This is a genomic window from Snodgrassella sp. B3882, from assembly GCF_026535915.1.
Lineage (GTDB): Bacteria > Pseudomonadota > Gammaproteobacteria > Burkholderiales > Neisseriaceae > Snodgrassella.
Window position 1 is genome coordinate 1 of the sequence record NZ_JAFNPF010000005.1, and the last position, 12,373, is coordinate 12,373.

The window sequence follows — 12,373 nt, forward strand, 5'->3', positions numbered from 1 at the left end:
GTGCTGCGGTGCTGCGGTGCTGCGGTGCTGCGGTGCTGCGGTGCTGCGGTGCTGCGGTGCTGCGGTGCTGCGGTGCTGCGGTGCTCATAATTTTCTCCAGCTTATTTTATTTATGTATATATTTTATCATATTAATTTAACATAAGCAATATATTCCGCAATTTTTCTTAATTAAAATAAACATATACGCATTTATCATTAATTAAAATTAATTCATTTTGGATATTTAGCGGATATTAATTTTACTGGTTTCCTGACCAAGGTTGGGTGTGTCTATTACGAATCATTATTGTGAGGCATATCATATTCAAATTACTGCAAAAACATATTTATTCATTTTGCATTATTATTATAAGAAATGAGATTGAATAATAAAATAAATTAATACGTTGATATTAGAATATGATTTCAACTCAATATGGCAACCATCAAGTTGGCATTGCAATAATCAGCTAATTTACTATCTGGCCAATAATTCTCCAAGCAAAAAAAACCGGGCTAGTGCCCGGTTGTTTCTATAGTTCTTTTTTACTAGGAATTATAAGCTTCTTTGACCTCCCGCCAAGCTAGACGTTTGAATGTCAGCTTATCTTTTGCACAAAGGACATTTTGAATATCTTCTGACTCAATTAGTCCCTCTGTTGTTGCAACAACCGGAAGTTTTTCCATACAACTATCTGGTGAAGGTGGTGTCTCACCCAATGGCCGCCAGTTACCGGTAGCACCAATATTTTGTGTGATTTCCGAAAGTATCTCAAAACCAGTTAATCCTTCTTTAGTCACAATTCCCAGCGGATTATTTTTGTCAAAAACAATATGTGGGCTCTTGTCTGATAATCCTGAACCTGTTCGCAGGTTAAATTGGATCAGTCTGGTTTTGGCTGATACATCCTGTGTATGAATCAAAGAAGTACATGGATCTGCTATGTTTGGTTTTATCTCACCTTTTTTAATGCTATATATTCTTGTGGGAATAATACCTGTGGTCAGTAAGCGCGAAAAATTAGATACCACACGCTCACCATCTTGAGGATCTAGATTGATATACCATCCTTTATGTAACGTCTGGTCAAATTTGTTCTTACTTATTGTGCGATATTGTCCACTTATATTGATTCTCTGTTCAAGCAGATCATTTTGGAACACCTCTGATTGTCCATCGGCCAATTCATAGTCATCATAAATGCCATAAATGGTTTGCTGATCGACGTTTTCTAAATCGTCCTCATATATATCACTACCTGTACCAAACACCACAATCAGTTTGGCGTTGCTGTTTGCCTCACGATCAGCTTTGACAACCAATGGTGCTGTTGTAATTGGTTTATGGGCAGAGAATATCTTCACACCCTTCCAGGTGCTCGGATCTGGATTACGTATATCGAAGCGGAACATATTACCTGCATAGTCACCGGCATACACGATATCGGCAATATTATCGCCATCAATATCAAAAGCTGTTGGGCTGGATAAGCCACCTTTGCCATTAACCGCTATAATTTTTTTGATTAAATCACCTTTGTTACCTAAGGGTTTATATCCGTCAGTACCAACATCAGCGCCCAGTATATTGTAGACATATAATGCGCTTTCTTGAGCTTCTTTTCTTGCGGTATCCTGAGCCAGTGTGTCAGTGTAGTTGTAACCATTGCTGATAAAGGCTGCCGCAACGATATTATGTTTATATGACTTAGTATCGGCCAAACTGGTTCCATAGTTGACTCTTATACGTGCTACAGCAGGGGTTCCTACGGTGTAACCCAATTTATTGTTGACGCCATCTTCGGTACGGAATAACTGTAAATTTTTATACCAGTCAGGCGAGTTCATATTTTCAACGCCAATATTAGCTCTGGTCAGAATATCTTTACCACCAATATTGATGGCAAACGCGCCTCGTCCACCCTGTCCCATGGTTGATACCATAAAGGTTTGCTTAATACCGTCACCACGATCATCTGTCTGCTGCACAATCATGCCACCATTTAGCAAATAACGGTGTGGCTTGTCGGTGGAAAATTGTCCATATTCATTATCTGTCAGATCTTTAAAATAATGGGTGTTCAGATCACTGTTGTCGTTACTTTGCCGCTGCATATTCAATGGCATGTAATTGAACTTCAGATCATAGGGTTTGTTATTATCATTGGTGGCACCAAAGACATAAACCAATCCATCATTAGATGAGGTGATCAAGTATTTCTGGTGCCGTGCATTCGGTAGTGCATCACCAAAGGATAGCAAAGGATTATTTAGAATATCACCAATATTCCGACTGCTGCCAAAATCTTTCACATCCTGACGATCGCGATAATTGAGTACAAATAAATCATTATCGCCAACTCTAATCAGACTGTCTTCTTTAGCTCGCGCCATCCATGTTAACAATCCATCATGCCACTCGGCTGCATTGGTTAAGTTTTTTTGTGCATTCGGATGTTTAACATCGCGTATTTTAAAGGTGGCATTACTCATGCCACTGCTTTGGATTGAATCGGTGGAATACAGATAGCTCTGCTTACCATCATTCACCACGAGTTGACGATTTTGATAGGTTGGCTGCACGCTACATGAATTTGGATCATCACCTCGATTATGGATACAAATCTGACTGCTCCAAGTGCTGGTATCCACTTTTGCCGTAAATGAAGTATCCCCTTCGGTGGTACTGGAAATACCGACTGTTGAAGCGACTGTTTCAGTCATGACAATGGCCGTAGAGGCAGCAACAATTTTCTCCAGAATATTTTCAAAAGTCGCGAGTACGCTGTCTTTGTCGGCCGTAATATCAAAAAAACGACCATCCGGATTTGAAATTGGATCATGTTTACCTGTTCCTGCCGGTGTAGCTGCATAAAATAATATATCGCTGGTATCGCGTTCCAGTCTTGGGTTATTTGGGTCATAATAGTTATATCGCTTCAGATCCATACCAACGGTAAAGGTTTCCGCTATCTGAGTATAGGGCTTGCCGGTCAATGGATTGATCGAATCCCATGCTTTACCCGCATCATCTGTCAATCTTCTTGGTCTTTGTGTAAGAGGATTAGGATCAGTTCTGCCGGTGCATAACAATTGGTTTTGATAGGTTGGTAGGTCATAACCCGAGTGACCGCCTTGACTACCGGATATTCGATCTATGGTTACCCATCCCTTGTTGCCCCACCCCATAGACTGCAATGCACTACAAGCCTGATAATAATCATCTTGATAAATGTAGTGGCCAAAATTTTTTGTTGCCAGGCGATTGGTAAAATAACCTAAATATTTGTCGTTATCGCCCACTGGCGCTGGCACTGGTTGATTGAGGGCATATTCACATCCTGGCGAATTGATATTGCCAGGTCTAAAACAATCTGGCAGGTCATTAAACATAGATCTTCGTCTATTACTATCAAAATAGCCATCAAAAATCTCTCCGCCTGGTTTTTCATTTTTGTTATTAAAATGACCATATCTGTCATACCATACACCTTCTGTATCTGAGACTTGAGGATCAATTAAACCATTGTTAGTTATCTGATAACCATTGGTTAACAATATAACATATGATCTCTGACAACGATATTTTTGTCCTTTCATTACAACATGTTTGAAGATTTTCGGAAGTGCCGGAAAAATATCAGTACCTGCAGATATATTCAATTTATCGATATCGTTCAGCATCATTTTTAATTGCCGGTCATCAGATAAATCCAGATATTTATGATCTTTTTTTCTTGTGTCTTCCTGCACACCATAGATCCAAGGGTATTTGTCTTGATGTTCAAATTTGCTAAATCGGTCATTGAATGTGCCAATTACATTTTGGCTTTTGAAATAGGCATCAAATACATCGGTCTCCTTTTTTGAATATGCGTATCGCATACTTACATCTTTATTAAAATCGGAAAAAGGAGCAAGTGAAAAATAAATATCATTGCGATATTTGTTGATGATGAGCTTAGTCACTTCCTGAACTTGTTCCAAGGCTGATTTATTGGCAGGCCCCCAGAGTCGAGATGTTGTACCACCATTACGAGGGTCAGGGTATGAATAACCGTTTTTATATCCTTCTGCCTTGTCTTTTTCAACCCGATCGATCAGATCTTGTTTACTAGCAAACCAAGTACACATTGTCCAATCAGTATTAGGATAACCACCAAACTGAGGGATTGCGCAAACGCCTTCATTAGGTGCTTCCTTACGCCGCCATAACATTTGGGTATTATTATCAATCGCTAAAACTAGATTTGGTTTAACTTTTTGCGGAGTGGTGGTCTTTTTATTTTGTAATACTAATGGAACATCGGCAAAGATATTGGGAGCTGCATAGACCTGTAATGACATTAACAGTCCAGCTAGCAAAGTTAGCTTATGAAATCGATATTGTTTGGTTTTCATAATTTTATCCGATTTAATCAATATTTTAAATAATGATGTTAATTTAAATTTTTATACCATTATCCTTTAATAAATTATCATAATCAAGTTTTAGAAAATTTTTGTGACGTTTATGAGAGTTGTGCTTAACAAGAAAGCAGCAATACTTAAGTTTTTTTTTTCATATTAGATGTCTAAAACTGATATTTATCCAAATTTTTTATTATTAAATATTATGTAATTGATTGATTTAATGATATTAAATAATTTAGAAATGAATTAAACGTAATAATTTTCATTGTCATTTAAGAAGTGAACTCTTGGCTATGCTATTTTATACATAATGACCACTGTGGTTTTTTAAGTGAAGAATTGGGTAAATTATGGTGTCTGAAATTAGGCGTAAGTGTTATTAGTATTGTCTGGCAATAGTTTTATAGGATTAATTTTATCTCTTTAGGAAATTAAGCTAAAATAAATTCAAAAATGTGATAAGGGAATTGTGTTTTGGAAGCTGAGATCGTCTAAGTAAGTTTGGTTATTGAGCCAATTATCTTGAATCAAGCTTTCGTAATAGTTATATCATATATCCTAATTATTACAGTGTTTGCTGATTTCTGTTTAGCTAAAAGCCATAGGTTATTGTTTTGGTTTTCTATATGCTGGCTCACTTTGGTTCATCAACTAGATTTTTAAAGACTGCACGATTGGTAAGCAAATATTTTTTGAGACGTTTTTAAAGGGAACCATACCAATTCTTTCAAAAATAGTACATTAAAGGTTGATGATGGTATTAGCCTACACGTAGATATGAGTAAAATTGAAAAAAATAGGCTGGCTAACTAATGGAGTCTAACCGGCAATACAGGCAAGATATATTCAACTAAGAAGATTGGATTCTATTGTATGTGTTGGTTTGTCAAAAATATGATCTGGCCGTTTAGCAGTTTTTTGAATCTTTGTACACTATATGATTAGGAATTAGGATCTTTTTTAGAATTGTGAGCTGAAACTTAAGGCAAAATTGGTGTAGATATTACGCTTGTTGACTTATTATGATCATTTTATGATCATTCTTATGAGTATGTTATATGCTTTTTATATTTTCATTCGCAGTCTAATATATAAACATATTGACGAAAAATTGGATATAGTGTGAATCAATCTGACTAAGCTTTATAAAATGTTCACTAACCATTTTTGGACAAAGAGATTGGTTAAAACAATTTGCTGTTTAATTGGCGAATGATTTAGCTGCATGATCTTAAGCCCAAAGAAAATAAGTACATCATTTTGATCGCTTGGATAGAACAATTAAGTTTATTGTTTTTGTACAAACAGTTAAGAATATATTGAATATTTAATATTAGATGGACGGATATATAAAGTATGTGGTGTGAATTACGAATGGTGAAAAGATTTTCATTGGTTATTTGCAAGAAAATAATTTAGATATCCAGATGGAACTCAAATTACTCTTATCAGATAATGATTTTCACCAAATTTTTAGGCATGAATGTAACTGGCGATCATGTCTTTAAGCCTTTTGCCAGTAAGTTACTTATATGCGTTTATATTAAGTTTAAATAAAAGCTGCTTAGTTATCTAAGCAGCTTTGGTATGGTTAATCTTCGGCAGGCATTTCACCGTCGGTATCATCAAGCTGACCTTCGGTGTTCTGGGCGGTAATGCCCACTTTGCTGCGAATTTTCTGATTGATCTCGTTGGCTATTTCATGATTGTCTTTGAGCCACTGGCGCACGTTGTCTTTACCCTGACCGATTTTGCTGCCGTTATAGCTATACCAAGCACCCGCTTTTTCGACGATGCCCAATTTGACACCAATATCGATTAATTCGCCTTCCCAACTAACGCCTTCGCCATAGAGGATATCAAATTCAGCCTGTTTGAATGGTGGGGCCACTTTATTTTTGATGACTTTAACTCGGGTCTCGTTGCCGATGACTTCATCGCCTTTTTTGATCTGACCAATTTTGCGAATATCAAGGCGTACGGATGAGTAAAATTTTAGCGCATTGCCACCGGTAGTGGTTTCAGGGTTACCAAACATAACGCCGATTTTCATGCGGATTTGGTTGATGAAGATCACCAGTGTATTGGTTTTTTTGATGTTACCGGTTAGTTTGCGTAGCGCCTGACTCATAAGACGAGCTTGTAAACCAACATGGCTGTCGCCCATTTCGCCTTCGATTTCTGCTTTAGGTACCAAGGCAGCTACGGAGTCTACTACTACCATATCTACGCCACCGCTGCGCACCAGCATATCGCAGATTTCCAGTGCTTGTTCACCCGTGTCTGGTTGGGAAACCAGTAATTCTTCTACTTTTACGCCTAATTTACGCGCATAGATGGGATCGAAGGCGTTTTCTGCATCGATAAAGGCACATACGCCGCCGTCTTTTTGGCATTGGGCAATGGCTTCCAGACACAGAGTGGTTTTGCCTGAAGACTCAGGACCGTAAATTTCTACGATACGACCACGTGGCAGCCCACCCACGCCTAAGGCCAAATCTAGACCCAGTGAACCAGTGGAAATGACGTCGAGATTCTCATCGGTATGGCTGCCATCCATTTTCATGATGGAACCTTTACCGAAATTTCGTTCTATTTGCGCTAGCGCTGCAGCCAGCGCTTTGCTTTTTTCATCTGACATGAAATTACTCTCTATTTTAGAATTTTTAACTTGATGCTCTAATTATCGCATAAGCGTTTGGAAAGGTGTTCAGCAAAAGTTATTGGAATTATTTGGATTTAACCATCAATATGTTTGTGATCACTGGCGTAAGCACCCATTATAATGAATATGCAGGCAATTGGGTTGATGAATGTAGGCGAATATTTTTACAATTTTTTATTTGGGCTGGTTAGTTAAGCTGTTGGTGCATTAATTGATCGCTAAAAATGATACACTATGTTGATATAAAAATTTTATTTATTGGTTGAATTTGATAACGGTTGTCGATATGGAAATTTGATCAGTCAACTGAGGTTTATAACGATATGAATGCTTTCGCCAGTTTAGGCTTATCTGAAGAAATTGTCTCAGCTCTTATTGAACAGGGTTATCACTCGCCAACGCCAATTCAGGAAGCGGCTATTCCTAAAGCTTTGGCTGGTAAGGATTTGCTAGCTGCTGCTCAAACCGGCACGGGCAAGACAGCTGCGTTTATGCTTCCTAGTTTGGAACGGCTAAAACGATATGCTAACTCGAGCACTTCTCCGGCTATGCATCCTGTACGTATGCTGATTTTGACACCTACACGAGAACTGGCTGATCAAATTGATCAGAATGTAAAAGGTTATTTAAAAAATTTGGCGCTGCGTCAGACGGTGTTGTTTGGCGGTATGAATATGGATGCGCAGAAACAAATTTTGTCTCAAGGCTGTGAGATTGTGGTAGCCACTGTTGGCAGATTGTTAGATCATGTACAACGTAAGAATATTGCGTTGAATAAGGTGGAAATTGTGGTCTTGGATGAAGCTGACCGCATGCTGGATATGGGTTTTATTGATGATATCCGCAAAATTATGCAGATGCTGCCGGCACAGCGTCAGACTTTGCTCTTTTCTGCCACTTTTGCTCCGGCAATTCAGCGTTTGGCGCAGGATTTTATGCAGCAGCCAGAAGAAATTCAGGTGGCAGCACAAAATACGACGTCGGCCAATGTGGAGCAGCATATTATCGCGCTGGATAGTGGTCGCAAACGTGCGCTGTTGCAGCGGTTAATTGTTGATCTGGATATTAATCAGGTTATTATTTTTTGCAATACTAAGCAAAGTGTGGATCAGGTAAATCGTGAACTCAACCGCCGCGGTATCAGTGCACAGGCAATTCATGGTGATAAATCACAACAAACTCGGCTGGAAACTCTAGCGTTATTTAAGGAAGGCAGTTTGCGCGTATTGGTGGCTACGGATGTGGCTGCTCGTGGTTTGGATATTGCTGAGCTACCATTTGTGATCAATTATGAGTTACCGCTCAATGCGGAAGATTATGTTCATCGGATTGGTCGTACAGGACGAGCTGGAGCGGAAGGAATCGCTATTTCGCTGATGGATGAGCTGGAACAGAAGGCTTTTCATGCTATCAAGGAATTGACGGGCAATGATCTGGTGATTGAACGGATTGAGGGTTTTGAACCGCGCTGGGGGGATCATGCTGTTAGTCAGGATAAAGCTGAAAAGGGTTCCAGTGTAAAGGTGGAGCGTCCATTGGCTGTTACATCTGAACGAGCAACAAAGTCGACTTCCACTAAGGTTAATCATCGGGCAGATAGGTCTAAGGAGAGTAAGGGAGACAGTATTGACTGTCAGCAAATTCCTGGTCGTACACGCCGTTTCAGCAGGCACAATCATCCACAATGTGCTTTGTTGCAGCATAATTATGGTGCTCTTAAAACTAAACTACAGCTTTAAGGTTTCAAGTTAAGTTTTGCAGGTATTGCGATGATATTTAGGATGGTATTCTTCCCCACCCACTTGATTATTGCACTATGTCTGCTTGGCTTTCCATTTTCAATGTGATGTGCGTTGTCATTTCGGCGTTGTGAGGTAGATACTTGCAACGCTTTAACTTTGATTTGTCAGTTATTGAAGTCGGTTTGAGATTTTTTACTGCTATAATTTTTGATAAATTATTGTATTTTCATATAGTATTTTAATGATTACTGAATTTGCAGCTGTGGTTATGCAACTGTTTTGGATAATTTGTTAAAAAATATTTGGGTAATGTACCAATTATCGGTATAATGCGCTGCTGTGGCGGGTCTCCTCGCATGGTTATTTAGGACACCGGGTCAGGTGCGGAAGCAAGCAGCCCATCTTAAAGCGACCAGTGCCGGGGGTCGGGCTCGTCACCCTCATCTCTGATTTGATCTCTCTAACATTCCCACTTTTCTATTTTATTTAGCTATTGCTCATTCTGATTTGTTAAGCTGTTTGCGCTTAGGTTCAAAGCATTTATCGTGGAATGATTATTTAAATTCGATACATAATTAGATTTAACAAATCTATGTCAGACCTCATATCCCAAGAATTTGTTAGGTGATTTGTGCTTAGTCAGTAAATTTAATCGCTCAAAAATTGGATTTAACCAAAACAAAATCTCTGTTTTTATGGAAAGATAAGGCTTTCTTAGCTATTGAAGATAAGAATACAGAAAAATTTATTTATTGGTAGCTTTATTGTATTTTGGTCTGTTTAATGCGGGTTGGTGCGCGAAGTTACAGGCTTTCCGATTAAGGTTATAGTGACGTTGCATAGTTTGTTTAATAATTTAGAAGATGACTTTAATGCGCTGAATGAGGAGGTTCATTATCCAGACTTTTTTGCTGTCGTTCGCAAACACGGCGTTTATACTGTCTCGATTGTGCTTAGTTACTCAGGGCGGGAAATTTTGCATATGGTTAGCAAAATTCCGCTAATGGTATTGGATAAAGCAAGATCAATAGTCGATTGAATCATTAATTTGATTGTGGTGAATTTAATATTGTGGTCTGAGATAACATTAAAGCCAGTTATACTAAACTGGCTTTACTGATATATTGGTACGCCCACGGGGAATCGAACCCCGGTTACCGCCGTGAAAGGGCGATGTCCTAACCGCTAGACGATGGGCGCAAGGATCTGGTGCACCCGGAGCGATTCGAACGCCCGACCCTCTGGTTCGTAGCCAGATACTCTATCCAACTGAGCTACGGGTGCGTGAAAGATGTGTAGTATAGAAAAGTATCTTACTTCTGTCAATATGGGTTGCTAATCAAAATGTTAATTATATGCAATTGTCTGTTTTATATGAATAAATTTGTAGTTTATATTTTGGCTGGGATTTTTTGCAAAGAATGCTAAAGTATTCAATAGAATCATTTATTCTGGTTGATGTTTTGCGTTAGAATTAAAGCTTTTTGGCATAAGTTTATTTGCGTCATGAGTATTATTACTGAAAATGACGCCGCTGCATTTGCCGAGCTGGCAGCGGTTTTATTCACGCTGCCGTTACCTGTAGCGATTGTTGATTTGGAAACGACAGGTGGTCACTTTGAACAAGATCGCATTACTGAAATTGCTATTTTGCGTTTTCATCAGGGAGTCATCAGCCGGCATCAATGGTTGATCAATCCGCAGCAGCCGATCAGTGACTTTATTAGTGAGCTGACTGGTATTAGTAATGCTATGGTTCAAAACGCACCGGTCTTTGCAGATATGGCAGCAGATTTATTGCCGTTATTACGTGGACATTTAATTGTCGCGCATAATAGCCGTTTTGATTATACCTTTTTGCGTTATGCTTTTGCCCGTGTGCAGATCAGTTTTGCCGCTCTGACACTGGATACGGTGCCGTTTTCTCGCAAATTATATCCACAATTTTTCAAGCACAATTTGGATGTCATTATTGAACGCTTCAATATTGCCATGTCCACCAATGAACGACATCGGGCAATGGGCGATGTTGTGGCCTTAACCCATTTTTTGCAGGAAAGTTTGCGCGATAAAAAGCCAGCAGTGTGGCTTTCGCAATGGGAGCAATTGATTCGTCCTGGATATTTGCCTGCAGGTCTCAATTCTGATTTGTGTCAGCAAGTTTATGCCCTGCCTGATAGTCCCGGACTGATAATCTGGCAGTTTAAGCATGGCGCTGATGTGCTGATGCTTAAGGAGCAAGCTTTTACTGATACGATTAATCAGTTACGGCATAAACCCAGTTATAAGCGATGGCAACAGGCTACTGCTATTCGGTTTGTGCCGGCGATCAGTATGGCTCATGCAATGTGGTTGCGGGGTCGTTATCAACTGCAACATGCTGAAGTTAGCTATTTTAATGATGATTCTGTGTCTTCAACTAATTGGTATACGATTTCGTTTGTACCCAATCAAAAGGGGCAATTGCAAGCCAGAGTGGTGCGTTTGAAAGAAGGTATTCTGACGCATGCACCTTATGGATTATTTATGCATCCACGAGCTGCTAAACGCGCTTTAGCATCCTGGGCTCGGCAGTATGATTTATGTCCCGCCAGTCTGGATATTTTGCCGCAAACGATCGGTCAACATGATCTTTGTCCGAAGCAAGCTGCGGGACAATGTGACGGACAATGTCGTCAAGATGAGGCCATTGCGACCCAGAATCAGCGCATTTTGCAGCATGCCGCTTTATTACCGGTGTGTGATTGGGGAAAATGGCACCGCTTGCGTATTACCGAGGTAAATAAGCTAACTGCTGAATCTGTGCAGTTGGAATTTCAAGCTGGATGCGTACGGCTAGATAAGAACCTTTGGTACTTTCATCCGATGTTGCCCAAAATTGTTAAGTATAGATTAAAACAATTACAAGGTATTGAGTTTTTAGGCTAAACAAAAAACCACCGGCTGCTAAGTGATCAATGCAGCCGGTGGTTGGTGATAGCAATTTGGTTTTAAAAGCTGATCCGGCTTTGCCGGCAACCATGTCATGCATCAGGGTTATGGTTTATGGTGCAGACTTTCATTACGATGGTTGGCTTTAGGACCAATACGATCTGGAACCTGATCTGGCAATCCGTTAACCGGAACAACCTCTGCAGTAATTATATCTGCATAAGTTGGGATGGTATCTGAATCTGAATGGCTATCGCCAATGTCTTTTTCGGTTAGAAAAGCCATGGTTACGCTTTTATCCGCACGCTTAATCAATTGTTCCTGAATGGTGCTGTGTTCCATTAACTGACGAGCATCTACGCTTAATTGTTGTAGTACTTTTTGATAGCTACGGTTCATTTCATCAACAGCGCTGGCGGTATCGATAAAGTGTTGGTCGACTTGCTGACGATACTGATCAAAACTGGCTTTGACAGCCTCATATTGCTGGCGTTTTTTTTCGCTGCGATTACTGCGCATAATGAACCACATCAGTCCTAATCCGGCAATAAAACCGATAATCAACGCAATAAACACATATAGCCACAACTGATTACTCATTTCATTTTCCTTTTTTCATGCCGTCTTACCATTTTCTGAT

At 39.5% G+C, this 12,373-nt stretch carries 6 protein-coding genes, 2 tRNA genes and 1 other RNA gene; 4 read left to right on the forward strand and 5 right to left on the reverse strand.

What is annotated here, in order from left to right:
* Positions 1-531 precede the first annotated feature (531 nt).
* Both J3U68_RS09965 and recA read right to left on the reverse strand, forming a co-directional pair.
* Positions 532-4,383 carry a PilC/PilY family type IV pilus protein gene (locus tag J3U68_RS09965; RefSeq protein ID WP_267376576.1) on the reverse strand — a complete coding sequence of 1,284 codons (3,852 nt, stop codon included), beginning with the start codon at positions 4,381-4,383 and terminating at the stop codon, positions 532-534.
* A gap of 1,603 nt (positions 4,384-5,986) precedes the next feature.
* Positions 5,987-7,036 carry a recombinase RecA gene (gene recA, locus J3U68_RS09970; protein ID WP_267376579.1) on the reverse strand — a complete coding sequence of 350 codons (1,050 nt, stop codon included), beginning with the start codon at positions 7,034-7,036 and terminating at the stop codon, positions 5,987-5,989.
* 347 nt (positions 7,037-7,383) lie between these two features.
* Here recA and J3U68_RS09975 point away from each other — a divergent pair, with 347 nt between their 5' ends.
* The 3 genes from J3U68_RS09975 to J3U68_RS09985 all read left to right on the forward strand — a co-directional run bounded on the left by J3U68_RS09975 (position 7,384) and on the right by J3U68_RS09985 (position 9,841).
* Positions 7,384-8,799: a DEAD/DEAH box helicase gene (locus tag J3U68_RS09975; protein ID WP_267376581.1), complete on the forward strand. Its 1,416-nt coding sequence runs from the start codon at positions 7,384-7,386 to the stop codon at positions 8,797-8,799.
* A 344-nt stretch (positions 8,800-9,143) separates the two neighbouring features.
* Positions 9,144-9,241, forward strand: an RNA gene (gene ffs, locus J3U68_RS09980) — signal recognition particle sRNA small type.
* A gap of 354 nt (positions 9,242-9,595) precedes the next feature.
* Positions 9,596-9,841, forward strand: coding sequence for a hypothetical protein (locus J3U68_RS09985; protein ID WP_267376583.1), 246 nt, complete (start codon positions 9,596-9,598; stop codon positions 9,839-9,841).
* A gap of 86 nt (positions 9,842-9,927) precedes the next feature.
* Here J3U68_RS09985 and J3U68_RS09990 read toward each other — a convergent pair.
* Both J3U68_RS09990 and J3U68_RS09995 read right to left on the reverse strand, forming a co-directional pair.
* Positions 9,928-10,002, reverse strand: a tRNA-Glu gene (locus J3U68_RS09990).
* Between the two features lie 7 nt (positions 10,003-10,009).
* Positions 10,010-10,086: transfer RNA gene (locus tag J3U68_RS09995), tRNA-Arg, on the reverse strand.
* Positions 10,087-10,308: 222 nt separating this feature from the next.
* Here J3U68_RS09995 and J3U68_RS10000 point away from each other — a divergent pair.
* The gene (locus tag J3U68_RS10000) at positions 10,309-11,730 is read left to right on the forward strand and encodes a 3'-5' exonuclease family protein (protein WP_267376585.1); all 1,422 of its coding nucleotides are present in this window, start codon (positions 10,309-10,311) and stop codon (positions 11,728-11,730) included.
* A gap of 108 nt (positions 11,731-11,838) precedes the next feature.
* Here the strand turns inward: J3U68_RS10000 and J3U68_RS10005 are convergent, their stop codons facing one another.
* Positions 11,839-12,333, reverse strand: coding sequence for a YhcB family protein (locus J3U68_RS10005; protein WP_267376587.1), 495 nt, complete (start codon positions 12,331-12,333; stop codon positions 11,839-11,841).
* Positions 12,334-12,373: the final 40 nt, after the last annotated feature.

Coding starts and splice junctions, on each gene's coding strand:
- J3U68_RS09965 (WP_267376576.1), bottom strand. CDS start 4,383: ATGAAAACCAAACAATATCGATTTCATAAGCTAACTTTGCTAGCTGGA.
- recA (WP_267376579.1), bottom strand. CDS start 7,036: ATGTCAGATGAAAAAAGCAAAGCGCTGGCTGCAGCGCTAGCGCAAATA.
- J3U68_RS09975 (WP_267376581.1), top strand. CDS start 7,384: ATGAATGCTTTCGCCAGTTTAGGCTTATCTGAAGAAATTGTCTCAGCT.
- J3U68_RS10000 (WP_267376585.1), top strand. CDS start 10,309: ATGAGTATTATTACTGAAAATGACGCCGCTGCATTTGCCGAGCTGGCA.
- J3U68_RS10005 (WP_267376587.1), bottom strand. CDS start 12,333: ATGAGTAATCAGTTGTGGCTATATGTGTTTATTGCGTTGATTATCGGT.